At 71.9% G+C, this 25,058-nt stretch carries 20 protein-coding genes and 1 riboswitch; of the genes, 13 read left to right on the top strand and 7 right to left on the bottom strand.

Annotated features, from left to right (window positions below):
* The first annotated feature begins 76 nt into the window (after positions 1–76).
* Complete coding sequence (locus tag IAG42_RS08530) at positions 77–1,297, top strand: CobW family GTP-binding protein (RefSeq protein WP_188336421.1); 1,221 nt, start codon at positions 77–79, stop codon at positions 1,295–1,297.
* Here the strand turns inward: IAG42_RS08530 and IAG42_RS08525 are convergent.
* Complete coding sequence (locus IAG42_RS08525; RefSeq protein WP_188336420.1) at positions 1,294–3,750, bottom strand: DNA gyrase/topoisomerase IV subunit A; 2,457 nt, start codon at positions 3,748–3,750, stop codon at positions 1,294–1,296. The genes IAG42_RS08530 and IAG42_RS08525 overlap by 4 nt on opposite strands.
* 332 nt (positions 3,751–4,082) lie before the next feature.
* Between IAG42_RS08525 and IAG42_RS08520 the strand changes: the two genes are divergently transcribed.
* The 4 genes from IAG42_RS08520 to IAG42_RS08505 all read left to right on the top strand — a co-directional run bounded on the left by IAG42_RS08520 (position 4,083) and on the right by IAG42_RS08505 (position 9,053).
* Positions 4,083–5,438: a M16 family metallopeptidase gene (locus IAG42_RS08520; RefSeq protein ID WP_188341259.1), complete on the top strand. Its 1,356-nt coding sequence runs from the start codon at positions 4,083–4,085 to the stop codon at positions 5,436–5,438.
* Positions 5,439–5,455: 17 nt separating this feature from the next.
* Entirely contained in the window at positions 5,456–6,823 is a 1,368-nt protein-coding gene (locus IAG42_RS08515; protein WP_188341258.1) for a M16 family metallopeptidase, read from the top strand.
* Between the two features lie 305 nt (positions 6,824–7,128).
* A riboswitch (cyclic di-AMP (ydaO/yuaA leader) is annotated at positions 7,129–7,293 on the top strand.
* Positions 7,294–7,305: 12 nt separating this feature from the next.
* Positions 7,306–8,097 carry a M23 family metallopeptidase gene (locus tag IAG42_RS08510; protein ID WP_188336419.1) on the top strand — a complete coding sequence of 264 codons (792 nt, stop codon included), beginning with the start codon at positions 7,306–7,308 and terminating at the stop codon, positions 8,095–8,097.
* A gap of 269 nt (positions 8,098–8,366) precedes the next feature.
* Entirely contained in the window at positions 8,367–9,053 is a 687-nt protein-coding gene (locus IAG42_RS08505; RefSeq protein WP_188336418.1) for a GntR family transcriptional regulator, read from the top strand.
* A gap of 228 nt (positions 9,054–9,281) precedes the next feature.
* Here IAG42_RS08505 and IAG42_RS08500 read toward each other — a convergent pair whose 3' ends face one another.
* Positions 9,282–9,563, bottom strand: a complete 282-nt coding sequence (locus IAG42_RS08500; protein WP_188336417.1) for an HPr family phosphocarrier protein — start codon at positions 9,561–9,563, stop codon at positions 9,282–9,284.
* 177 nt (positions 9,564–9,740) lie between these two features.
* On the opposite strand from IAG42_RS08500, the gene IAG42_RS08495 reads away from it, so the two are divergent.
* From IAG42_RS08495 to IAG42_RS08480, 4 genes are all read left to right on the top strand, one after another.
* Complete coding sequence (locus tag IAG42_RS08495) at positions 9,741–12,563, top strand: bifunctional acetate--CoA ligase family protein/GNAT family N-acetyltransferase (RefSeq protein ID WP_188336416.1); 2,823 nt, start codon at positions 9,741–9,743, stop codon at positions 12,561–12,563.
* A gap of 83 nt (positions 12,564–12,646) precedes the next feature.
* Positions 12,647–13,237, top strand: a complete 591-nt coding sequence (locus IAG42_RS08490) for a DUF5998 family protein (protein WP_188336415.1) — start codon at positions 12,647–12,649, stop codon at positions 13,235–13,237.
* Positions 13,234–14,421, top strand: a complete 1,188-nt coding sequence (locus IAG42_RS08485) for an alkaline phosphatase family protein (protein ID WP_188336414.1) — start codon at positions 13,234–13,236, stop codon at positions 14,419–14,421. Before IAG42_RS08490 ends, IAG42_RS08485 begins: the two co-directional genes overlap by 4 nt.
* Positions 14,422–14,490: 69 nt before the next feature.
* Positions 14,491–15,141: a thymidine kinase gene (locus IAG42_RS08480; RefSeq protein ID WP_188336413.1), complete on the top strand. Its 651-nt coding sequence runs from the start codon at positions 14,491–14,493 to the stop codon at positions 15,139–15,141.
* Between the two features lie 29 nt (positions 15,142–15,170).
* On the opposite strand, the gene IAG42_RS08475 is transcribed toward IAG42_RS08480, so the two are convergent.
* Complete coding sequence (locus IAG42_RS08475) at positions 15,171–15,959, bottom strand: VOC family protein (protein WP_188336412.1); 789 nt, start codon at positions 15,957–15,959, stop codon at positions 15,171–15,173.
* A gap of 217 nt (positions 15,960–16,176) precedes the next feature.
* Between IAG42_RS08475 and IAG42_RS08470 the strand changes: the two genes are divergently transcribed.
* Positions 16,177–17,031: a sulfurtransferase gene (locus IAG42_RS08470; RefSeq protein ID WP_188336411.1), complete on the top strand. Its 855-nt coding sequence runs from the start codon at positions 16,177–16,179 to the stop codon at positions 17,029–17,031.
* A gap of 120 nt (positions 17,032–17,151) precedes the next feature.
* On the opposite strand, the gene sepH is transcribed toward IAG42_RS08470, so the two are convergent.
* Complete coding sequence (gene sepH, locus IAG42_RS08465; RefSeq protein WP_188336410.1) at positions 17,152–18,225, bottom strand: septation protein SepH; 1,074 nt, start codon at positions 18,223–18,225, stop codon at positions 17,152–17,154.
* Between the two features lie 519 nt (positions 18,226–18,744).
* Between sepH and IAG42_RS08460 the strand changes: the two genes are divergently transcribed.
* Positions 18,745–20,010 carry a hypothetical protein gene (locus IAG42_RS08460; protein WP_188336409.1) on the top strand — a complete coding sequence of 422 codons (1,266 nt, stop codon included), beginning with the start codon at positions 18,745–18,747 and terminating at the stop codon, positions 20,008–20,010.
* Positions 20,011–20,030: 20 nt separating this feature from the next.
* On the opposite strand, the gene IAG42_RS08455 is transcribed toward IAG42_RS08460, so the two are convergent.
* Both IAG42_RS08455 and IAG42_RS08450 read right to left on the bottom strand, forming a co-directional pair.
* A complete protein-coding gene (locus IAG42_RS08455) occupies positions 20,031–21,359 on the bottom strand; it encodes a D-arabinono-1,4-lactone oxidase (RefSeq protein WP_188336408.1) in 1,329 nt (442 codons plus the stop codon).
* Positions 21,310–22,563 carry an MFS transporter gene (locus tag IAG42_RS08450; RefSeq protein WP_188336407.1) on the bottom strand — a complete coding sequence of 418 codons (1,254 nt, stop codon included), beginning with the start codon at positions 22,561–22,563 and terminating at the stop codon, positions 21,310–21,312. Before IAG42_RS08450 ends, IAG42_RS08455 begins: the two co-directional genes overlap by 50 nt.
* A 161-nt stretch (positions 22,564–22,724) precedes the next feature.
* Between IAG42_RS08450 and IAG42_RS08445 the strand changes: the two genes are divergently transcribed.
* Both IAG42_RS08445 and IAG42_RS08440 read left to right on the top strand, forming a co-directional pair.
* Positions 22,725–23,864, top strand: a complete 1,140-nt coding sequence (locus tag IAG42_RS08445; RefSeq protein WP_188336406.1) for a ferrochelatase — start codon at positions 22,725–22,727, stop codon at positions 23,862–23,864.
* A 10-nt stretch (positions 23,865–23,874) separates the two neighbouring features.
* Positions 23,875–24,690, top strand: a complete 816-nt coding sequence (locus tag IAG42_RS08440) for an inositol monophosphatase family protein (RefSeq protein WP_188336405.1) — start codon at positions 23,875–23,877, stop codon at positions 24,688–24,690.
* Between the two features lie 105 nt (positions 24,691–24,795).
* On the opposite strand, the gene IAG42_RS08435 is transcribed toward IAG42_RS08440, so the two are convergent.
* The gene (locus tag IAG42_RS08435; protein ID WP_188336404.1) at positions 24,796–24,960 is read right to left on the bottom strand and encodes a hypothetical protein; all 165 of its coding nucleotides are present in this window, start codon (positions 24,958–24,960) and stop codon (positions 24,796–24,798) included.
* Positions 24,961–25,058 lie beyond the last annotated feature (98 nt).

Raw genomic sequence — 25,058 nt, 5'->3', positions numbered from 1 at the left:
GTGGGCTTTCTACGCGCTCGTATTCTGGGGCGGCAGTCATCCTTCGTACGAGAGCCGCCCCGTGAGAGAGGTCGCGTTGAGCAAGGCCAGCCCGCAGCAGATCCCCGTCGTCGTCCTCGCGGGCTTCCTCGGCTCGGGGAAGACCACGTTGCTCAATTACCTGCTGCACCACAGCGGGGGCACCCGCATCGGAGCGATCGTCAACGACTTCGGGTCGATCGAGATCGACGCGATGGCCGTCGCTGGGCAACTGGGGGACTCCACCGTCTCGCTCGGCAACGGTTGTCTGTGCTGTGCCGTGGATGCCGGTGAACTTGACGTCTATCTCGACAAGTTGACTCGTCCGGTCAATGACCTGCATGCCATCGACGTCATCGTCATCGAGGCGAGCGGGATCGCGGAGCCGCAGGAGCTCGTCCGGATGGTCCTCGCCAGCGAGAATCCGCGGGTCGTCTACGGCGGCCTGGTGGAGGTCGTCGACGCCGCCGAGTTCGACGCCACACGGGAGAAGCACCCCGAAGTGGAGCGTCATCTGGCGCTCGCCGATCTCGTCGTCGTGAACAAGGCCGACCGTGTGGAGGACGGCGAGCGGCAGCGCGTCCTGGACGCCGTCCGGGACGCGGCCGAGCGTGCCGCCGTCGTGACCGCCTCCTATGCGCGGATCGACCCGGACCTGCTCTTCGACAGCCGGCCGTCGACGGAGCGGATCGGACAGCTCTCTTTCGACGACCTGCACCGCGAGGACCTCCACCGCGAGGACCTCCACCGCGAGGACCTGCACCGCGAGGATCAGCACCGCGACGACCAGCACCGCGATGGTCTTCGCCCAGGCGCGGACCACAGAGGGCATCTGCACGCCGCCTACGACAGCGTCGCCTTCACCTCCGACGTGCCGATGGACCCGCGCCGGCTGATGGCCTTCCTCGACGGCCGGGCCGAAGGGCTCTACCGCATCAAGGGATATGTCGACTTCGGCACGGGCGACCCGCGCAACAGGTACGCCGTGCACGCCGTCGGGCGCTTCCTGCGCTTCTACCCGGAGCCGTGGCCCGCGGGGGAGCGGCGGCTGACGCAGCTCGTCCTCATCGGATCCGGGATCGACGCCGAGGCCCTCCACGACGAGCTCGCAGCGTGCGCGAGCGAGAGCGGCAGTGGGAGCGAGCGCGGGAGTGGGAGCGAGCAGAGCGACGCCCCGCACCCCGCGGACGAGCGCGGCATGTGGGGCGTCCTGCGCTACGTCCAGGACAAGGGCGACCCCGCCCCGGACGCAGCGGACTACGACACAGCGGAGATCTAGACCGGGCCCGCCACGACCGAGACCGTCTTCGGGAGCGAGACCCCCGAGCCGTCACGGCGCGGGTCCATCTCCGGCAGTTCGGCGGGCGTGCCGTTCTTCTGCGCCGCACGCGCGGGCACCGGGCCCGCCCAGGCCAGGCTCAGACAGTCCTCGCCCTTCAGGAAGCGCTGACAGCGCACACCGCCCGTGGCGCGGCCCTTCCTCGGGTACTGGTCGAACGGTGTGAGCTTAGCCGTCGTCTGTACCGAGTCGTCCAGCGTGCCGCGCGAGCCCGCCACGGTGAACACCACGGCGTCGGCCGCCGGGTCGACCGCCGTGAAGGAGATGACCTTCGCTCCGGTCGCCAGCTTGATGCCCGCCATACCGCCCGCGGGCCGGCCCTGAGGCCGGACGATCGACGCCTGGAAGCGCAGCAACTGGGCGTCGTCCGTGACGAAGACCAGGTCCTCCTCGCCCGTGTGCAGCTCGACCGCGCCCACGATGCGGTCGCCGTCCTTCAGCGTGATGACTTCCAGCTCTTCCTTGTTGGACGGGTAGTCCGGCACCACACGCTTCACGACGCCCTGCTCCGTGCCGATCGCGAGCCCCGGCGAGGACTCGTCGAGCGTCGTGAGACACACGACCTGCTCGTCGGCCTCCAGGGAGGACAGGAACTCGGAGATCGCCGCGCCGCCCGACAGGTTCGGCGCGGTGGCCGTCGGCGGGAGCTGGGGCAGGTCGATCACGTTCAGTCGCAGCAGACGGCCTGTCGACGTCACGGCGCCGATCTCACCGCGCGCCGTCGCGGGCACCGCCGAGACGATCACGTCGTGCTTGACGCGCTTGCCGTCGTCGTCCGCCGCGAAGGGCTCGTCCGACGCCGTGCGGGCCAGCAGGCCCGTCGAGGACAGCAGCACGCGGCACGGGTCGTCGGCGACCTGCAGCGGCACCGCGGCCACCGCGGTCCCGGCGGACTCCAGGAGCACCGTGCGCCGGTCGGTGCCGAACTTCTTCGCCACCGCCGCCAGTTCGGCCGAGACCAGCTTGCGCAGCTCAGTGTCGGAATCCAGGATGCCGGTCAGCTCGTCGATCTCGCCGTTGAGCTTGTCGCGCTCCGCCTCGAGCTCGATGCGGTCGAACTTGGTGAGCCGGCGCAGCGGCGTGTCGAGGATGTACTGCGTCTGGATCTCGGTCAGCGAGAAGCGCTCGATCAGGCGCTCCTTGGCCTGCGCGCTGTTCTCGCTGGAGCGGATCAGACGGATGACCTCGTCGATGTCCAGAAGGGCGACGAGGAGACCCTCCACCAGGTGGAGACGGTCCTGCTTCTTGCTGCGGCGGAACTCGCTGCGGCGGCGGACCACGTCGAAGCGGTGGTCCAGATAGACCTCGAGGAGCTCCTTGAGGCCGAGCGTGAGCGGCTGGCCGTCGACCAGCGCCACATTGTTGATACCGAAGGACTCCTCCATCGGCGTCAGCTTGTAGAGCTGCTCCAGGACGGCCTCGGGCACGAAGCCGTTCTTGATCTCGATGACCAGGCGCAGGCCGTGCTCGCGGTCCGTGAGGTCCTTGACGTCGGCGATGCCCTGGAGCTTCTTCGAGCTGACCAGTTCCTTGATCTTCGCGATGACCTTCTCGGGGCCCACCGCGAAGGGCAGCTCGGTGACGATCAGCCCCTTGCGGCGGGCCGTCACCGCCTCCACCGACACGGTCGCGCGGATCTTGAAGGTGCCGCGGCCCGACTCGTACGCGTCCCTGATGCCGGACAGGCCGACGACCTTGCCGCCCGTCGGCAGGTCCGGGCCGGGGACGAACCTCATGAGCGTGTCGAGGTCGGCGCCCGGGTGCTTGATCAAGTGGCGCGCGGCGGCGATCACTTCGCCCAGGTTGTGCGGCGGCATGTTCGTCGCCATGCCGACCGCGATGCCGGACGTGCCGTTCACCAGCAGGTTCGGGTACGCCGCCGGGAGGACGACGGGCTCCTGCTCCTGGCCGTCATAGTTCGGCGTGAAGTCGACCGTGTTCTCTTCGATGGACTCGGTCATCAGCGACGCGGCCGGGTCCATGCGGCACTCCGTGTACCGCATCGCCGCCGGACGGTCGTCGTTGCCGAGCGAGCCGAAGTTCCCGTGACCGTCGACCAGGGGGACCCGCATCGAGAAGGGCTGGGCCAGGCGCACCAGGGCGTCGTAGATCGACGTGTCGCCGTGGGGGTGCAACTTACCCATGACCTCGCCGACGACACGGGCGCACTTCACGTAGCCGCGCTCGGGGCGCAGGCCCATCTCGTTCATCTGGTAGACGATCCGCCGGTGGACGGGCTTCAGCCCGTCCCGCGCATCGGGCAGGGCACGCGAGTAGATGACCGAGTACGCGTACTCCAGGTAGGAGCCCTGCATTTCGTCGACCACGTCGATGTCGAGGATCTTCTCCTCGAAGTCGTCGGGCGGCGGGGTCTTCGTGCTGCGGCGGGCCATCGCTGCTGCGGCTCCTTCACCAACATGAACGGGTACATGAACGAGAACTGTCGCGGACCATTGTGGACCGCCCCACTGACAACACCGATCGCGACCCGTCCATACCGACGGGTCCGCGGCCGCCGCCGGGTGCTCGCACGCTACCCGTGCGGCGCGCCCGGCTCGACCCGCACCGTGGTTCCGGCCCGCTCCGCGCGGCGCTTCCCGCTCGCTCTCGGCGTAGCCCCGGCGGGAACTTCGCCAGGCGTCAGCACGCTTGCATACAGTGGCGGGACTGGTAGCAGTTCTGCGCGTTCACGCAGTTCTCCGCGATCGAAGGGACGTACATGCCCATGGGTCACACGGCCACGGCCGAGGCCGGCTCCGGCGGCCTGACAGCGACCGAGCACCGGCTGGCCAACGGCCTGCGCGTGGTGCTCTCCGAGGACCACCTGACCCCGGTCGCGGCGGTCTGCCTCTGGTACGACGTCGGCTCGCGCCACGAGGTCAAGGGCCGTACGGGCCTGGCTCACCTTTTCGAGCACCTGATGTTCCAGGGCTCGAAGCAGGTGCCGGGCAACGGCCACTTCGAGCTGGTCCAGGGCGCCGGCGGCTCCCTCAACGGCACGACGAGCTTCGAGCGGACGAACTACTTCGAGACCATGCCCGCGCACCAGCTGGAGCTCGCGCTCTGGCTGGAGGCCGACCGCATGGGCTCCCTGCTCACGGCCCTCGACGACGAGTCGATGGAGAACCAGCGGGACGTCGTGAAGAACGAGCGCCGCCAGCGCTACGACAACGTGCCCTACGGCACCGCGTTCGAGAAGCTGACCGCCCTCATGTACCCCGAGGGCCACCCGTACCACCACACGCCCATCGGCTCCATGGCCGACCTGGACGCGGCCACCCTGGAGGACGCGCGGAACTTCTTCCGCACCTACTACGCGCCGAACAACGCGGTGCTCTCCGTGGTCGGCGACATCGACCCGGAGCAGACGCTCGCCTGGGTGGAGAAGTACTTCGGTTCCATCCCGGGCCACGACGGCAAGGCCGCCCCGCGCGACGGCGCCCTGCCCGAGGTCATCGGCGAGCAGGTCCGCGAGGTCGTCGAGGAGGACGTGCCGGCCCGCGCCCTGATGGCGGCCTACCGGCTCCCCGAGGACGGCACGCGCGCGTGCGACGCCGCCGACCTCGCCCTCACCGTCCTCGGCGGCGGCGAGTCCTCGCGCCTCTACAACCGCCTGGTGCGCCGGGACCGCACCGCCGTGGCCGCCGGCTTCGGCCTGCTGCGCCTGGCCGGCGCTCCCTCCCTCGGCTGGCTGGACGTGAAGACGTCCGGCGACGTGGAGGTGCCCGTCATCGAGGCCGCCGTGGACGAGGAGCTCGCCCGGTTCGCCGAGGAGGGGCCCACCGCCGAGGAAATGGAGCGGGCGCAGGCCCAGTTGGAGCGCGAGTGGCTGGACCGGCTCGGCACCGTCGCGGGCCGCGCCGACGAGCTGTGCCGCTACGCCGTCCTCTTCGGCGACCCGCAGCTCGCCCTCACGGCCGTGCAGCGCGTCCTCGAGGTGAGCGCCGAGGAGGTCCAGGAGGTCGCCAAGGCCCGCCTGCGCCCCGACAACCGCTCGGTCCTCGTCTACGAGCCCACGGCGGCCGAGGACACCGACGAATCCGACGAGAGCGACCAGAGCGACGAGGAGGCGGGCCGGTGACCGAGCAGCTCGCGACCATGGACTTCCACCCCCGGCCGCAGGCGGGCGACGCCAAGCCGTGGGCCTTCCCGGCCCCGCAGCGCGGCGCGCTCGGCAACGGCCTCACGGTGCTGCGTTGCCACCGCCCCGGCCAGCAGGTCGTCGCCGTCGAGATCAACCTGGACGCACCGCTGGACGCCGAGCCCGAGGGCCTCGACGGCGTCGCCACGATCATGGCGCGCGCCTTCTCCGAGGGCACGGACAAGCACTCGGCGGAGGAGTTCGCGGCGGAACTGGAGCGCTGTGGCGCCACCTTGGACGCGCACGCCGACCACCCTGGTGTCCGCGTCTCCCTGGAGGTGCCCGTCTCCCGCCTCCCGAAGGCCCTCGGCCTGCTGGCGGACGCCCTGCGCGCCCCCGCCTTCGCCGACAGCGAGGTCGAGCGCCTGGTGCGCAACCGCCTGGACGAGATCCCGCACGAGAGCGCCAACCCGGCCCGCCGTGCCGCCAAGGAGCTCTCCAAGCAGCTGTTCCCCGCCACGTCGCGCATGTCGCGCCCGCGGCAGGGCAGCGAGGAGACCGTCGCGGGCATCGACGCGGCGGCCGTGCGCGCCTTCTACGAGCAGCACGTCCGCCCGGCCACCGCCACCGCCGTCGTGGTGGGCGACCTCTCGGGCGTCGACCTCGACACCCTCCTGAAGGACACGCTCGGCGCCTGGACCGGTGACACGGCGCAGCCGCGCCCCGTCCCGCCCGTCACCGCCGACGACACCGGACGCGTCGTCATCGTCGACCGCCCCGGAGCCGTCCAGACGCAACTGCTCATCGGCCGCATCGGCCCCGACAAGCACGACCGCGTGTGGGCCGCCCAGATCCTCGGCACGTACTGCCTGGGGGGCACGCTGACCTCCCGTCTGGACCGGGTGCTGCGCGAGGAGAAGGGCTACACCTACGGGGTGCGCTCCTTCGCCCAGGTGCTGCGCTCCACGGCGGACGGCACCGGGGCCGCGATGCTCGCCATCAGCGGTTCCGTCGACACGCCGAACACCGGACCGGCGCTCGACGACCTGTGGAAGGTGCTGCGCAAGCTGGCCGCCGAGGGCCTGACGGACGCCGAACGGGACACGGCGGTGCAGAACTTGGTGGGCGTGGCCCCGCTGAAGTTCGAGACCGCGTCCGCCGTCGCGGGCACGCTCGCCGACCAGGACGAGCAGCAGCTGCCCGAGGACTTCCAGGCCCAGCTGTACCGCCAACTGGCCGCCACGGGCACCGTGGAGGCCACCGCGGCCGTCGTGAGCGCCTTCCCGGCGGACCGCCTGGTTACGATCCTCGTGGGCGACGCCGCGCAGATCGAGGAGCCCGTCAAGGCCCTCGGCATCGGCGAGGTGACGGTCGTCGCCGGCTGACGCCACCGCATGAGCGTCGTCGCCGGCCGACGACGCCACGCCAGGGCGGCACCGCCCGAAACGGGACGAAGCCCCGGAAGCCACACAGGCCTCCGGGGCTTCGTGGCGTCACTCACGTTTCCCGTGAACGCCGTTCGGTTCGCCCGACGCGCCACCGTGCGTCGCAAATGCCCGAATTGATGTAGAGGTTGCCTGTGTGCCCTGTGGCATGCGCTACAAAAGCCGGGATCCGTTTGTTGATTGAAAGATGTCCCGCTTAGCGTCGGTCCGGCTGTTCGCCACGTATGAGCCGCGCCCGCGGCCCCGGACAGTCATCGCCGAGTCCCCCACGGCGCGAGCCAGGGGAGCCGGGGACCCACCGCAGTCCCTGGGGTGAATCGGACGCTCTTCCCGTACGGGGAGGGGGCCCGTAGGAGACCTTCCTGCTCCGAACCCGTCAGCTAACCCGGTAGGCGAGAGGGAAGGAAAGGATCAGCCACTCCATGGCGTTCACCCGTGCCACCGGGAAGCATCGTCGTCCGAGCCGCCTCACGCGCACCACGGCGCAGGTCGCCGGCGTCGCGGCGCTCACCACGACCGGTGTCATCGGAGGCCTCGCCGCCCCCGCTCTCGCCGCCGACACCGCCGCGCCCGCCGACCAGAACGGTCTGACGCAGGCCATCGCGATCGGCGACACCCTGGCCGCCCAGATCGACGCCCAGGCGACCGCCCAGAAGAAGGCCGCCGAAGAGGCCGCCGCGCAGAAGAAGGCCGAGGCCGAGGCCAAGCGCCGCGCCGAGGAAGCCCGCCGTGAGGCCGCCGAGAAGGCGGCCAAGGAGCGCGAGGCCAAGGAGCGTGCCGCCCGCGCGGCCGAGCGCAAGCGCCTCAACACCTACGTGGCGCCCATCTCCGGCTCGTACGTCTCGACCGCCTACAAGGCGTCCAGCGGTCTGTGGTCCTCCGGCAGTCACACCGGCATCGACTTCCACGCCGCCAGCGGCACGACCGTCCACGCGGTCGGCTCCGGCACCGTCGTGGAGGCCGGCTGGGGCGGCGCCTACGGCAACAACATCGTGATCAAGATGAACGACGGCACGTACACCCAGTACGGCCACCTGTCGTCGATCGGCGTCTCCGTCGGCCAGAGCGTGACGCCCGGTCAGCAGATAGGCCTCTCCGGCGCCACCGGCAACGTGACCGGCCCGCACCTCCACTTCGAGGCCCGCACGACGCCCGAGTACGGCTCGGACATCGACCCCGTCGCGTACCTCCGCTCGCACGGCGTGGGCATCTGAGGCGTCTGACCCGACGCCCGCAGCACGCACCGCAGGAAAGCCCCGGCCGGCCGCCGGGGCTTTCGCGTTCCCGCATCCCGCCGATCCCGCGCCCGGTCCTCGCTGTCCAAAAAATATCCCTCGATTCCAAGCTCCCGTCGGAAATTCGAGCACGGTGGAATAGAGTCACTGGACGAGCGCGCGGAAATCGGTGCCGATCGCGCTTTTCAGGGGCGCCCGCTCTCCGTCATGCGCGGGGATCGGGCGGAGAGCAAGGCGGAGGTCGGGGCATGCGCATTCCCGCGCACTCGGTATGCACGGCGATCCGCGACGACATCGTCGCGGGCGTGTACGAGCGCGGCAGCAGACTCACCGAGGAACTGCTCGCGCGCCGCTACGGAGTCTCGCGCGTGCCGGTCCGTGAGGCGCTGCGCACCCTGGAGGCGGAGGGCTTCGTCGTCACGCGCAGGCACGCGGGCGCGTGTGTGGCCGAGCCCACCGAGCGGGAGGCGGCCGACCTCCTGGAGATCCGCATGCTCCTCGAACCGCTCGGCGCCGCCCGTGCCGCGCAGCGCCGCACGGACGCCCACCTCAAGGTGCTGCGGGGCCTGGTCAGGCTGGGGCAGGAGCGCTCGAAGGAAGGGGGCGGCGAGGATCTGCGGCCCCTGGGCGCCTGGTTCCACGAGACGCTCGCCCAGGCCTCCGCCAGCCCCGGCCTCATCACCCTGCTCACCCAGGTCCGGCACAAGATCGCGTGGATGTACGCGGTCGAGATCCCCGAGCGGCCCGTCGAGTCCTGGGCCGAGCACGGCGCGGTCGTCGACGCGGTGGCCCGTCGCGACGTCGAGCGCGCCCGCACCCTGACGGCCGCGCACATCGCACGCGAGACGACCGTCCACCGGCTGCGCGTCCCCCGCGCGGGCGAGCGTGTGAGGACTTCGCAACATGCCGTCAACACGACCGGGCTCCACCATTAACACGGCCGCCGTATACAAAGACGTACGGCATTCATTGAATCGCCCGTCCGGAGTTTTGCCTGCCTGAATTTATTCAGGGAATTTCCGCGTCGGGTCTTTCGGTGATGAATTACGCTCGCTGTCCCGGGTGTGGAAGCGGAAATATGTCCGGGAAATGCGGAACCGCGCGCCCTCGAAGGGAACGCGCGGTTCTGACGCCGAACGCCGTGGAGTCGGCGCTCGGCGATTTCAGACGGTCTCGGGAAGCTCGTCGAGGCCCTCGGCGACCAGCTTGGCCAGGCGGTCGAGCGCGACGTCCGCGCCCTCGGCGTCGGAGGCCAGGACGATCTCCTCGCCACCCTGGGCGCCCAGGCCCAGCACGGCGAGCATGGAGGCGGCGTTGACGGGGTTGCCGTCGGCCTTGGCGATGGTCACGGGGACGCCGGCCGCCGTGGCCGCGCGGACGAAGATGGAAGCGGGGCGGGCGTGAAGGCCCTCGGCCCAGCCGACGTTGACGCGGCGCTCAGCCATGTGATGCTGCCCTTCAGGTGACTCAAGGTTGTCTAGACCATTCTAAGCACACCGGGCTGCGGACCCGGATCCCCCGGGCCGCGGCCCATCGGACCCCCTTAGCGTGCCCCCGGGCCGCCGGGCACGCGACCCGTACGACAGGCGCCACTTGTCGGCGGTCCGCCCTACTCTTGCCGCATGGAGACCCCGTCGGACCGGCACGCCTACCCCGCCCACTGGGAGGCCGACGTCGTGCTGCGCGACGGCGGCACCGCGCGGATCAGGCCCATCACCACCGACGACGCGGACCGGCTGACCAGCTTCTACGAGCAGGTGTCGGACGAGTCGAAGTACTACCGCTTCTTCGCCCCCTACCCCCGGCTGTCCGCCAAGGACGTCCACCGCTTCACCCATCACGACTACGTGGACCGGGTGGGACTCGCCGCCACCGTGGGCGGCGAGTTCATCGCGACGGTGCGCTACGACCGGATCGACACCCACGGCCGGCCCGCCTCCGCGCCCGCGGACGAGGCCGAGGTCGCCTTCCTCGTGCAGGACGCCCACCAGGGACGCGGCGTGGCCTCCGCCCTTCTGGAGCACATCGCGGCCGTCGCGCGCGAGCGCGGCATCCGCCGGTTCGCCGCCGAGGTGCTCCCCGCCAACACCAAGATGATCAAGGTCTTCACGGACGCCGGATACACCCAGAAGCGCAGCTTCGAGGACGGCGTCGTACGCCTCGAGTTCGACCTGGAGCCCACCGAGGCCTCCCTCGCCGTGCAGCGCGCCCGCGAGCAGCGCGCCGAGGCCCGCTCCGTCCACCGGCTCCTCGCCCCCGGCTCCGTCGCCGTGATCGGCGTCGGACGCACCGCGGGCGGAGTGGGCCGCAGCGTTCTGCACAACCTGAAGGAGGCCGGATTCACCGGCCCCCTCTACGCAGTCAACAAGGCCTACCCGGAAGGCCTCACCGAGGCCGAGGGCGTCCCCGCCCACCGCTCCGTGCGCGACATCGACCCGGCGGTCCCCGTCGACCTGGCCGTCGTCGCCGTCCCCGCCCCCCAGGTGCCCCAGGTCGTCGCCGAATGCGGCGAGCGCGGCGTCCAGGGGATCGTCGTCCTGTCCGCCGGATACGCCGAGAGCGGCCCCGAAGGACGCGAGCGCCAGCGCGCCCTCGTCCGCCAGGCCCGCACCTACGGGATGCGCCTCGTCGGACCGAACGCCTTCGGGATCGTCAACACCTCGCCCGACGTACGGCTCAACGCCTCGCTCGCCCCCGAGATGCCACGCCCGGGCCGCATCGGACTGTTCGCCCAGTCCGGCGCCATCGGCATCGCCCTCCTGTCCCGCCTGCACCGCCGCGGCGGCGGCGTCACCGGAGTCACCGGCGTCTCCACCTTCGTCTCCGCGGGCAACCGCGCGGACGTCTCCGGCAACGACGTCCTGCAGTACTGGTACGACGACCCCGACACCGACGTCGCCCTCATGTACCTCGAATCGATCGGCAACCCCCGCAAGTTCACCCGCCTCGCCCGCCGCACCGCCACCGCCAAGCCCCTCGTGGTCGTCCAGGGCGCCCGGCACAGCGGAGTCGCCCCCACCGGGCACACCGTCCGCGCCACCCGCCTGCCCTACGGCACGGTCTCCGCCCTCCTGCGCCAGGCCGGCGTCATCCGCGTCGACACCATCACCGAGCTCGTCGACACCGGCCTCCTCCTGGCTCGCCAGCCGCTGCCCGCCGGCCCCCGCGTCGCCATCCTGGGCAACTCGGAATCGCTCGGCCTGCTCACCTACGACGTGTGCCTCTCCGAAGGCCTGCGCCCCAAGCCGCCCCGCGACCTGACCACCGCCGCCACCGCCGCCGACTTCCGCGCCGCGCTCGAAGCCGCCCTCGCCGACGACAAGACCGACTCCGTCGTCGTCACCGCGATGCCCGCCGTGGGGGAGGACATCACCGGCGACGCCGAGCTCGCGGCCGCCCTCAGTGCCGCCGCGGCCACCGTGCCCGCCAAGCCGGTCCTCGTCGTCCACGTCGAGCTCGGCGGCCTCGCCGAAGCCCTCTCCCGCGCGGTCAGCACCGGACCCAACGCGCCCGACACCCAGGCCCCCCGCCCGGCCCCCGCCACGGCCGAGACCCCGGCCGGCGCCGCCCCGCGCCTCATCCCCGCCTACCCGGCCGCCGAGCGCGCCGTCCACGCCCTCTCCGAAGTGGTCAAGTACGCCCAGTGGCGGCGCGACGCGGCCGAGCCCGGGAAGGTTCCCGAGTACGAGGACATCGACGAGACCGGGGCCGCCACCCTGATCGCCGCCGCGCTCGCCGCCGACGACGACCCGCGCGGGGCGGAGCTCACCCCGGAGGACACCCGCATCCTCCTCGCCCACTACGGGATCACCGTCCGCCAGACCCTGCCCGCCCCCGACGCGGACCAGGCGGCACAGGCCGCCGCCGCGCTCGGCTACCCGGTCGCGCTCAAGACCACCGCCCCGCACCTGCGCCACCGCGCCGACCTCGGCGGCGTCCGCCTCGACCTCGCCGACGAGCGCGAGCTGCGCCGCGCCTACGAAGAGCTCACCGACCGCCTCGGCAAGCCGGCCGAGCTGCGCCCCGTGGTCCAGGCCATGGCACCGCGCGGCGTCGACACCGTCGTCCGCGCCGTCATCGACCCCGCGGCCGGCGCCGTGCTCTCCTTCGGCCTCGCCGGAGCCCCCTCCGAGCTGCTCGGCGACACCGCGCACCGACTGATCCCCGTCACCGACAAGGACGCCCAGGCGATCGTCCGCTCGATCAAGACCTCACCGATCCTGTTCGGCTGGCGCGGCGCCGCCCCCGTGGACACACCCGCCCTGGAAGAGGTGCTCCAGCGCGTCTCGAGACTCGTCGACGACCACCCCGAGGTCGTGGCGGTCGCCCTCGAACCGGTCGTGGTCGCCCAGGACGGCGTCACCGTCCTCGGCGCCTCCGTCCGCCTCGCGCCACCACCCGCCCGCGACGACCTCGGCCCCCGCACCCTTCCCGTCGCCTTCTGACCCGGCCACGGGCGGGCCGGGGCCCCGCGAGCGTTGTCCACAGGCGCACCGGAGGCCTCCGTACGGGCCTTAGGATGGACGGCATGGCCAAGACCAGTACGACGACCCAAGGGCTGCGCGCGGCGATCGAGCGCAGCGGCTACTACCCGGCCCTCGTGGCCGAGGCGGTCGAGGCCGCGGTGGGCGGCGAGGCGATCTCGTCGTACCTCGTGCACCAGGAGACCACGTTCGACGCGAACGAGGTGCGCCGTCATGTCACCGTCCTGGTCCTGACCGACACCCGCTTCATCGTCAGCCACACCGACGAGCAGGCCGCCGACAGCACCTCCCCGACGCCCTACGCGACGACCTCCACCGAGTCCGTCAAGATCGGCCGGATCTCCTCGGTCGTCCTCAGCCGCGTCGTGGCGAACCCCGAGAAGTACGTCCCCGGCACCCTGCCGCGCGAGGTCGTCCTGACCATCGGCTGGGGCGCCGTCTCCCGCATCGACCTCGAGCCCGCCGCCTGCGGCGACCCGAACTGCGAGGCGGACCACGGCTACACGGGCAGCTCCACCGCGGACGACCTGAGCCTGCGCGTCAGCGAGGCCGGCGACGGCCCGGAGACGGTCCGCCAGGCACTGACCTTCGCCCAGTCCCTGTCCGAGGCGACAGCGGACGCGGGACGCCGATGACCCAGGCCGCCTGGGACGACGTAGAGCCCCTGCCCGTCCACACCGCTCCCGTCCCGGCGTACGGCTCCGGCTCCCTCGCCGACCTGCTGCCGACCCTCGGCTCCCACCTCGGCGTCCCCGACTGCACCGCGGCGATCCCCGAGCTCGCCCCGGCCGACCGCGCCTGCGTCTTCCTCATCGACGGCCTCGGCTGGCGCCAGCTGCGCGAGCACCCCGACGAGGCACCCTTCCTCAGCTCGCTCATGGCGTCCTCGCGCGGCGGCACCGGCCGCCCGATCACCGCGGGCTACCCGGCCACCACCGCGACCTCCCTCGCCTCGGTCGGCACCGGCCTGCCGCCCGGCGCCCACGGCCTGCCCGGCTACACGGTGCGCAACCCGGACACCGGCGAGCTCATGAACCAGCTCCGCTGGAACCCGTGGACGAAGCCGCAGACCTGGCAGCCGTACCCGACCGTCTTCCAGCGCGCCCACGCCGCCGGAGTGCACACCGCGCAGGTCTCCGCACCCGCCTTCGAGTCGACACCGCTCACCAAGATCGCGCTCAGCGGCGGCACCTTCCACGGCCGTCTCTCCGGCGAGGACCGCATGGACCTGGCCGCCGAGCAACTCGCGGCGGGCGACCGCTCGCTCGTCTACACCTACTACAGCGAGGTCGACGGCAAGGGGCACCGCTTCGGCGTCGACTCCGACGCCTGGCGCGGCCAGCTCATGTACGTCGACCGCCTCGCCCAGCGCCTCGCCGAGCAGCTCCCGCCCCGCAGCGCCCTGTACGTCACCGCCGACCACGGCATGATCGACATCCCCTTCGACGAGCAGTCGCGCATCGACTTCGACGAGGACTGGGAGCTGCGCGCCGGAGTCGCCCTGCTCGGCGGCGAGGGCCGCGCGCGCCACGTGTACGCGGTCCCGGGCGCCCAGGGCGACGTCCTCGCCGTCTGGCGCGAGGTCCTCGGCGAGCAGTTCTGGATCGCGAGCCGCGACGAGGCGATCGCCGCCGGCTGGTTCGGTCCACAGATCGATCAACGGGTCTACGAGCGCCTCGGCGACGTGATCGCGGCCGCCCGGGACGACGTCGTCATCATCGCGTCCGAGAACGAGCCGAACGAGTCGAAGATGGTCGGCAACCACGGCTCCATGACGGAGGCCGAGCAGCTCGTGCCCCTCCTCGAAGTACGCTCCTGAACGCGCCACGCCCGCCCGACCGACCCGTCAGTCCTCCCTGAACTTCCCCTGAAAGGTGCTCACTTCCCCATGCCCGAGCTGGTGTTCTTCTCCGGAACGATGGACTGCGGAAAGAGCACCCTGGCTCTGCAGATCGAGCACAACCGCTCCGCGCGCGGCCTCCAGGGCATGATCTTCACCCGCGACGACCGGGCCGGCGAGGGCAAGCTCTCCTCGCGCCTCGGCCTGGTCACCGACGCCGTTGAGGTCGCCGACGACCTGGACGTGTACGCGTACGTCGTCGAGCACCTCTCCCAGGGCGGCAGGGTGGACTACGTGATCGCCGACGAGGCCCAGTTCCTCGCGCCCGGCCAGATCGACCAGCTGGCCCGCGTCGTCGACGACCTGGACCTGGACGTCTACGCCTTCGGGATCACCACCGACTTCCGCTCCAAGCTGTTCCCCGGCTCGCAGCGCCTGGTCGAACTGGCCGACCGCGTCGAGGTGTTGCAGGTCGAGGCGCTCTGCTGGTGCGGAGCCCGCGCCACCCACAACGCGCGCACGATCAACGGCGAGATGGTCGTCGAGGGCGCCCAGGTCGTGGTCGGCGACGTGAACCACGCCGAGGACGAGATCGGCTACGAGGTGCTCTGCCGGCGCCACCACCGGCGCCGGATGACCGCCGCCTCCACGCGCGCCGGAGCCCTGTCCCCGGACGTGCTGCCCGTCGCCGCCGACTGACCGCCCGGCGGCACCGGCCGCAGGAACGCCTACCTGTCCCGCTCCCGCTCCCGCGACGTCACCAGCGCGAACGTCGCGCCCTCCGGGTCCGCCACCGTCGCCACCCGCCCGTGCGCGCCGTCCCGGGGCGGACGCACCACATGCCCGCCCAGATCCGCGACCCGCTCGACGGACTCGTCCACGTCCGCGACCTCGAAGTACGTCATCCAGTGCGGCCCGCGATCCCGGGGGAGCGCATGCCCGACGCCCTGCACGGACGCCACGGGGCGATCGTCCAGACACAGCGTCAGACAGTCGAAGTCGGCCGAGACGACGGCCTCTTCGGCGTATCCGAACACCGCCTCGTAGAACTTCGCGACGCTCGCCGTCTCCCGCGTCACCAGCTCGTTCCACGCCACCGTGCCCGGCACCCCGGTCAGCCCCGTGCCCAGGTGCGCAGCGGCCTGCCAGATGCCGAACACCGCGCCTTCCGGATCGGAGCCGATCGCCATCCGCCCCGCCTCCCCGGCGTCCAGCGGCCCCACCCCTACGGTGCCGCCGCAGTGCCGCACCGACTCGGCGGTCGCGTCCGCGTCGTCCGAGGCCAGATAGGGCGTCCACGCCACGGGGAGCTGCCGGTCCGGCGGCAGCTGACCGATCCCGGCCACCTCCTTGCCGTCGAGCAGCGCCCGCACGTACGGGCCGAGCTGCTCGGGTCCGGGCCCGAACTCCCAGCCGAACAGCGCCCTGTAGAACTCCTGGGTCGCCGCCATGTCGTGCACCATCAGGCTCACCCAGCAGGGGGTGCCAGGTGCGTGCCGGGCCGCTGCCTCGGTCATCGTCACTCTCTCCTCTGATGGCGGCACTCCGTGCCGCGCGGAGCTCCCGGACCACGCCGTAACCGACCGGGCCCTCGCCTTGGGTGCCCGCATTCGGGTCGCGCAGTCGTCGCGGCGCCACATCCCGGCCGTGACCGGGGATGAACGCTCGGTAGTCGATCGAGCACGCTAGCCGAACGTCGCCGCTCGGGCCAGCCCATGAGCAAGGATGGCCTCCATGAATGCCATCATCACCGCATCCGAACTCGCGAGCGAGTTGGCGGGGGAGACCCCGCCCGTGCTGCTCGACGTCCGCTGGCAGCTGAGCACCGCCAAGGCCGCCGGCGAGCCCGCCTTCGACGGCCGCGCGGAGTACCGCGCCGGTCACATCCCGGGGGCCGTCTTCATCGACCTGGACGCGGAACTGGCAGGCCACGCGGGTACGAGCGGGCGCCACCCGCTGCCCGACACGGAGGCGTTCGGCGCCACGATGCGGACCGCGGGTGTCTCGGCGGACCGGGACGTGGTCGTGTACGACGGCGGCCAGGGCTGGGCGGCGGCGCGCGCCTGGTGGATGCTGCGCTGGGCCGGTCACCCGTCCGTACGGGTCCTGGACGGCGGCCTCGCGGCCTGGGACGGCCGCCTGGAGACGTCCGTACCGGTCCCGCGGGCCGGTACCTTCACCCCTGCACCGGGTGCCAAGGGGCTCCTCGACGCGGACGACGCGGCCGCGCTGGCCCGCTCGGGTCTCCTTCTGGACGCGCGGGCGGCCGAGCGCTACCGCGGCGACGTGGAGCCCATCGACCGGATCGGCGGCCACATCCCGGGCGCGGTGTCGGCGCCGACGACGGAGAACGTCGCGGAGGACGGCCGGTTCCGCCCGGCGGCCGAGCTCGCGGAGCGCTTCAAGTCCCTTGGCGCGACCGGCGATCCGGACCAGGTCGGCGTGTACTGCGGCTCCGGAGTCTCCGGCGCCCACCAGGTGCTCGCGCTGGCCGTGGCGGGCATCGACGCGCAGCTCTACGTGGGTTCCTGGTCGGAGTGGTCCTCGGACGCGTCCCGTCCGGTGGCGACGGGCCCGGATCCCCAGTGACGCCCGTGCGGTGAGACGCCGTCGGGGCCCGCACCGATCACTCGGCGCGGGCCCCGACGCTGTCGTTCGCCTCTGCGGGAACTGGTTCTTCCCGCTACCTCCGGCAGTCCTGGCCTTCTGTCAGTCCTGCTTCTTGCGGCGCGTACCGAAGACGATCTCGTCCCAACTCGGCACCGCGGCACGGCGTCCCGGACGCACCCCGTCGGCCTCGGCCTGGCGGTCCGTGGTCCCGGTGAGCCGGTCCCGGTGTCCCGCCACGCTGCGCGGCATCAGCACGTCCGCGTACGCGGATCCCGCACCGGCCGACGCGGCGGGCGGCTCCTCCACGGCCTCGGCGGCCGCGGGCGGCTCCGGCTCCTCCAGCGGAGGCGGCTCGGGGGCCGCCGACGGACGCTCCGGCAGCACGAGGTCGCCGCGGTAACTCGGCACGGCCTCCAGGAGGCTGGTCAGCGAGTCCCGCTCCGAAGACGACGACGCGATCGCCGGGAGGTTCTCCTCGGAGGAGGGCTCCGGCGGCGTCGGGCGCTCCAACTGCCGGTCCAGGGCGCGGTCCAGCGGCCGGTCCCGGGGCAGCCGGGCGATCCGCGGCACGAACGGGAACGTGGGTTCGGGCGCACCGATGTCGTCGGACTCGCCGATCAGCGAGCGCGCCTCGTCGTCCACGGCCTGGACGAGCCGGCGCGGCGGGTCGTAGGTCCAGCTCGCCGAGTGCGGCTCACCCGCGACCCGGTAGACGAGCAGGACCTCCCAGGTGCCGTCGTCGCGGCGCCACGAGTCCCACTGGACGGTCTCCTTGTCGGCGCCGCGCAGCAGGAGCCGCTCCTGCACCGCCTCGCCGAGCTGGGGGCCGGTGTTCTCGCCGGGACGGCGCACGGGAGTCTTCCTGGCCCGCTCGGCCATGAAGGCACGCTCCGCGAGCACGGGGCCCTCGAAGCGGCGCACACGGTCGACGGGGATGCCCGCGAGCTGGGCGACCTCCTCGGCGGAGGCACCGGCTCGTATACGCGCCTGGATGTCGCGGGGGCGGAGATGGCTCTCCACCTCGATCTCGATCTGGCCGAGGCGCGGACGGTCGCCGCGTACCGCGGCCCGGAGGCGCTCGTCGATCGGAAGCGTGTACTCCGTGCTGTCCGCAGCCTTCAGCACCAGCCGTGTGCCGTCGTTAGAGACGGCCACGACACGCAGTTCGGGCATGGGGACCTCCCGGGTGGTGCCTGCCGACGTCACGTGCGTCGCTGCTTCCGCTAGTCGAGTGTGGCCTGCCCGGGTGCAGCCTGCCACAACCTTGCTGAGTTGCCCGGCGTGTCGGGCACGGGCCCAGGATCGCCGTTATGGCACGGTTACCTGTTCGCAACGCTAAGTGACCGAAGTCGTCACCCTGTGCAACGAGCCCCCTCCTGACGGTCCTGGAAGGCCTCGGGCACCCTGGCGGGAGACCGGGCCCAGGGCTCGCAACAGTACTCCATTCGGGCCACTCACGTGGATCGGCACGCCGCCGAACTTCTCACAGGGGAGGGGAGTTGGGTACGGGGCCCCGGTACCGGAAGGGCGATTCGTGGGGGATTCGCGTGGCGTGCTTCACGAAATCTGCAGAACCGGAACTGCGCTCTTCGTCCGTACGTCCCCTTGTCGTGCGACACAAGAAGTTCGCGTAGCCTCGAGGGCTTCCTGTGTATTGGGCGTTATGTCGAGAAAGGCAGGCAAGATCCACAGATGGGCGAGAAGCCGGAGAACTCCAAGGACGGTCAGGACGAGGTCAAGGAGAAGAAGCGGCTGGATCTGAGCGTGCCTCAGGTGGCGGGCAGTGCGGTCGCCGCCGTCGTGGCCGCGAAACTCGCCTCCAGCTTCGGTGTCTACGGGACGATCCTCGGCGCCGGTGTCGTGAGTGCCCTCGCGACCTGCGGAGGCACCGTGTTCCAGCACTTCTTCAAGCGGACCGGCGAGCAGATACGTGACGCCGCGGTCCAGACGAAGCCGAAGGGCCGTCAGGTCCCCGTCACCGCGGAAGGGCGTCCGGTGCCCCGGACCTTCCGCTCCGACGCCTCCATGGACGCGACGCAGGTCATGACCTCCAAGAAGGCCGTCGCGACCGGCGTCCCGCAGTCCGCCGCCGGTGTGCTGCCCACCACCACGACCTGGGGCCGCCCCTCCGGCGCGGACGACGACGCCTGGCCGGCCGACGAGGACGGCACCCGGATCCTCGACACCGGAGCCGTCGCCGATCTCCTGCCCGACGACCCCGAGAGCGATCCGGAACGGACGCGGCTGCTCGGCACGGCAGACCCGGAGCGCACCCAGCTTTTGGCCGCGAGCCCCGTCGACGAGGCGACCCGCCTGCTCAGGACCGCCGACGCCGGCCCGTACGACCCGTCCGGCCCGCTCTCTCCCGCCGAGCCGGAGCTCGCGGGCACGGGCGACGATTTCACCGAGGGCACGGTTCACCGCTCCCGCGTCAAGAGCTGGAAGCGGCCGTTGATCGCCGCCGCACTCGTGTTCGGCGTCACCATGGGCGGCATCACCACGTACGAGCTCGTGTCCGGCCACAGCTTCAACGGAGACAGCGGGAGCACCACGTTCCGCGACGCCTTCACCGGCCATGGGAAGTCCTCCGGCGACGACACCCCCGCGCCCGGCACGTCCACGCGACCGTCCGACGGCAGCAGCACCGGCACCGAGGACAGCACGCGGCAGCAGGACGGCGGTGCGGCCCAGGACGGCACGGCCGACCCGTCGCCGAGCGGCAGCACCGGCAAGGGGGGCGGCACCGACCCGGACACCGGAGCCGGCACGGGCACCGGCTCGGGCGACGACTCCGGTACGGACCCGGGGGCGGGCTCCGGCGACGAGGGCGCCTCCACGAGCCCGACGCCCACGCCCACCCCGTCGCAGAGCGCGGGATCCGGTACGGGCGACGAGGGCTCGGCCACCGGAGCCGCCGAGGGCGCCGCCGGCGCCGGGGGACAGCCGGCCGCCCAGTAGGGGGCGGGCCGGCCGCGTCGTCAGTCGCCCAGGACCCGGCGCAGGTAGGCGTTGCCGAACCGACGGTCCGGGTCGAGCCGGTCGCGCAGCGCCGTGAACTCGCCGAAGCGCGGGTACACCGACGCGAAGTATTCGGCGTCGCGCGTGTGCACCTTGCCCCAGTGCGGGCGCCCCTCATGGGCCGTGAAGATCTGCTCCGCGGCCGTGAAGTACCGCTGGTACGGGGTGCCCTTGTACATGTGGACCGCGATGTACGCGCTGTCCCGGCCGGACGCCGTCGACAGCGTGATGTCGTCGGCCGGGGCCGTGCGCACCTCGACGGGGAAGCTGATCCGCAGGTTCGAGCGGTCCACCATGGACTTCAGCTCGCGCAGCGTGTCCACCAGGGCCGCGCGCGGAACCGCGTACTCCATCTCCACGAAGCGGACCCGGCGCGGGGATGTGAAGACCTTGTAGGGAATGTCCGTGTACGTCCGGGCCGACAGGGCCTTGCTGGAGATCTTGGCGATCGCCGGGATCGTGGCGGGCACGGCGCGGCCGATCGAATTGACCACCTGGAACAGGCCGTTGGACAGCAGCTCGTCCTCGACGAAGCCGCTCACCCTCGACACCGGGGCCTCCGGGCCCGCGCTGCGGTTGTTGCGCTTGGTGTTGCAGTTGCCCGTGTGCGGGAACCAGTAGAACTCGAAGTGCTCGTTCTCCGCGTGGAGCTCGTCGAAGTCGGCGAGGACGCGGTCGAACGCCATCGGCTCCTCGCGCGCGGTGAGCAGGAAGAGCGGCTCCACGGCGAAGGTGAGGGCCGTGACGATGCCGAGCGCGCCGATGCCGAGCCGCGCGGCCGCGAAGACCTCGGGATTCTCCTTCTCGGAGCAGGTCAGCAGTTCGCCGCTCGCCGTGACCAGCTCGAGGCCCTTGATCTGCGCCGAGATCGAGGCCGAGTCGCGGCCCGTGCCGTGCGTGCCGGTGCTCGTCGCCCCGGAGACGGTCTGCTCCATGATGTCGCCCATGTTCGTGAGCGACAGACCCTCGCGCGCCAGGGCCATGTTGAGCCTCTTGAGCGGAGTGCCGGCCTCGACGGTGACCGTGCCGTTCTCCCGGTCGATGCCGCGGATGCCCGTCAACAGTTGAGGGCGGATCAACACCCCGTCGGTAGCGGCTGCCGCGGTGAACGAGTGACCGGTGCCGACGGCCTTCACCTTCAGGCCGTCCTCGGCGGCCCGGCGCACGGCCTCGGTCAGTTCCTCGACCGAGGCGGGCGTCACCTCGCGCACCGGGCGGGAGACGACGTTCCCCGCCCAGTTACGCCACGCTTCGCCGCTCTTCGTGCTGCCCGTCTGCGCCGTGCTCATCGGAAGTCCCTCCCCGCTGCGGAACCGGCTGCTGCAGCCGGCGATAGCCGAGGAGCGCGACGACGACCGCGACGGCGCCCGAGACTCCGGGCACCCCGTACCCGGCCTTCGCGCCGGCGGCGTCGATCACCCAGCCGGCCGCGGAGGAACCGAGCGCGACACCGACCGCGAGTCCGGTGCTCACCCAGGTCATGCCCTCGGTCAGTTTCGCGCGTGGTACGTGCTGTTCGACGAGGGCCATCGTCGTGATCATCGTCGGTGCGACGGACAGGCCCGCAACGAAGAGCGCCACGGCCAGGAACGGCAGGCCCCCGACCAGTTGGAGGGGGATCATACTCACGGCCATCGCGACGACTCCCACCAGCCACCTGCGGGCGGGAGCCCCCTTGAAGTGCAGCAGCCCGAAGAGGGCGCCCGCGAGACAGGACCCGGCCGCGTACAGGGCGAGCACGACACTGGCCATCGACTTGTGCCCGCGCTCCTCGGCGAAGGCCACCGTCACCACGTCGACCGCCCCGAAGATCGCGCCCGTCGCCACGAAGGTGGCCACCAGCACCTGCAGGCCGCCCGCGCGGAGCGCCGAACCGCCGTTGTGCTGTTCGCGCGGGTGCGGCGTGGGCTCCGTGGCCCGCTGGGCGGTCAGCCAGAAGACGCCGACCGCGAGGAAACACGCCGCCAGGAGAGGGCCCGCCTCCGGGAACCAGGCGGTGGACAGACCGATCGAGATGATCGGCCCGAAGATGAAGCACACTTCGTCGATGACCGACTCGAACGAGTACGCGGTGTGCAGCTGCCGCGGCGTCTCCGAGTACAGCGACGCCCACCGGGCCCGGATCATCGACCCGACGCTCGGCACACAGCCGATGAACGCGCAGCTCACGAAGAGCGTCCAGTCCGGCGCCGCGTACTTCGCGCACAACAGGAGCGCCGCGGCCGCCACCAGGGACACCAGCGTGACCGGGCGCAGCACCCGGCGCTGCCCGTGCCGGTCCACGAGCCGTGAGATCTGCGGGCCGATGGCCGCCGCCGACAGCGCGACGGTCGCCGACAGGGCTCCCGCGAGCCCGTAACGCCCGGTCAGCTGCGAGATCATCGTGACGATCCCGATGCCCATCATCGACAGGGGCATCCGGCCCAGGAACCCGGCCACCGAGAAGCTCTTGGTGCCGGGGAGGGCGAAAATGGCGCGGTACGGGCTGGGCAACTCGACTCCGGTCAGGCGTCGTCCAGGCACACCGCAGCGCGGCTCGGCGGGGCCGGACGTAAGGGGTAAGGCGTAAGTGCAGCTGATACAGCTTACGCGTGTCACGGAGCGGTGGCATGGCGGTTCCCCGCCTGTCGGTGGCGGGTGGCAGGATCGAAGCCATGCCAGACGCGCACGCTGCCACCCCGGACGCCCGCCCCTACGACGCCCTGCTGCTGCTCTCCTTCGGCGGCCCCGAAGGCCCTGACGACGTCGTCCCGTTCCTGGAGAACGTGACGAAGGGCCGCGGCATCCCCAAGGAGCGGCTCAAGGAGGTCGGACAGCACTACTTCCGGTTCGGTGGCGTCAGCCCCATCAACGAGCAGAACAGGGCCCTGCTCGACGCCCTGCGCAAGGACTTCGCCGACCACGGCCTGGACCTCCCGGTGTACTGGGGGAACAGGAACTGGTCGCCCTACCTGACCGACGTCCTGCGCGACATGGCCACCGCCGGCCACCGCCGCATCCTCGTCCTGGCCACCAGCGCGTACGCCTCGTACTCGGGCTGCCGCCAGTACCGGGAGAACCTGGCGGACGCGCTCGCCACCCTGGAGGCCGAGGGCCGGGCGCTGCCGCGCGTCGACAAGCTGCGCCACTACTTCAACCACCCGGGCTTCGTGCGCCCCATGGTGGACGGCGTCCTGAAGTCGCTCGCCGACCTGCCCGACGACGTGCGCGACGGCGCCCACATCGCGTTCACCACGCACTCCATCCCCACCGCCGCGGCCGACACCTCCGGCACCGTCGAGGACCACGGGGACGGCGGCGCGTACGTGAAGCAGCACCTGGACGTCGCGCGGCTGATCGCCGACGCCGTGCGCGAGGAGACGGGCGTCGACCACCCCTGGCAGCTCGTCTACCAGTCCCGCTCCGGCGCCCCGAGCATCCCCTGGCTCGAGCCCGACATCTGCGACCACCTGGAGGAGCGGCACGAGGCCGGGGTCCCGGCCGTCGTCATGGCCCCCATCGGGTTCGTCTCGGACCACATGGAGGTCCTCTACGACCTCGACACCGAGGCCACCGCCAAGGCCGCCGAGCTCGGCCTGCCCGTGCGCCGCTCCGCCACCGTGGGCGCCGACCCCCGCTTCGCCGCCGCCGTGCGCGACCTGGTCCTGGAGCGGGCCGCCTCGGAGAGCGACCGGCAGGTCACCCCCTGCGCCCTCGGCGCGCTCGGCGCGAGCCACGACCTGTGCCCCGTGGGCTGCTGCCCGGCCCGCACCCCCAAGCCCGCCGCCGCGGGCGCCGACAGCCCGTACGCGTAAGGACGGCCACGTGACCGACGACAGGGCCCCCGAGGGCCTCACCGCAGAACTGCTCGACGTCGCCCTGGAGGCCGCCGCCCGCGCGGGCGTCTTCCTGCGCGAGGGCCGGCCCGCCGACCTCGGCGTCGCCGCCACCAAGACCAGCGCCGTCGACGTCGTCACCGAGATGGACATCGCCTCCGAGAAGCTGATCACGGACTACCTGGCCGAGCGCCGCCCCGACGACGGGGTGCTCGGCGAGGAGGGCGCCGCCACCCAGGGCACCACCGGCGTCGAATGGGTGATCGACCCCATCGACGGAACAGTCAACTACCTGTACGGGCGCCCCGATTGGTCCGTCTCCATCGCCGCCCGCAAGGACGGCGAGACCGTCGTCGGCGTCGTCGCCGCACCACTGCGCGGCGAGACCTACCGCGCGGTCCTCGGTGAGGGCGCGTACGTGAACGACCGCCGCGCCCACGCGCGCGTGGCGCCCCCCTTCGAGCAGGCCCTGGTCGGCACCGGCTTCGGCTACCTGGAGTCACGCCGCGTCCACCAGGCCGACGTCGTACGCCAGTTGATCCCGCGCGTGCGCGACATCCGGCGCGGCGGCTCCGCGGCCATCGACCTGTGCGACGTCGCCACGGGCCGGCTCGACGCGTACTACGAGCGCGGGCTCAATCCCTGGGACTACGCCGCCGGAGAGCTCATCGCGCGCGAGGCGGGCGCGCTCACCGGCGGCCGCCCCGGCGTCCCCGTGTCGCCCGAGCTCGCGATCGCCGCGCCTCCCGGCCTGTTCGAGCCGCTCCAGGCCTGGCTGGAAGCGCTCGGCGCCTGGCACGACTGAGCCACCGGCCCAGGACACGCGTGAGGGCCCCGGCGCCCGCCTGGATCGAACCAGGCGCCGGGGCCCTCACGCGTGCTCACTGAGTTCACTGCGAAGCGCTGACGCTCAGGCGTGGATCTCCACGCCGTGCTCGGCGGCGAGACGACGCAGGTCGTCCAGCTCGCCCTGCTCGACCTCGGCAAGGAAGTCGTCGCCGGTCTCGCGCGCCCGCGTCAGGTCGGTCTCGGCCGCCCTTATGCGCTGCAGAAGTCCTGCGGTGAATGCGTCCATGGTTGCGCCCCCTCGTCCTGGGTCGTGGGTCGGTGGCACGGGGGTGTGCCCGGTGGAAGGGGCGATCACGTCCCGAAACGCCTTACGGGAAGCGGCTC

It is taken from the genome of Streptomyces xanthii (genome assembly GCF_014621695.1).
In the GTDB taxonomy this organism is placed as follows: Bacteria; Actinomycetota; Actinomycetes; order Streptomycetales; family Streptomycetaceae; genus Streptomyces; species Streptomyces xanthii.
Note: the sequence above shows the minus strand (reverse complement) of the source record. Positions and strands in the feature narration are given on the sequence as shown.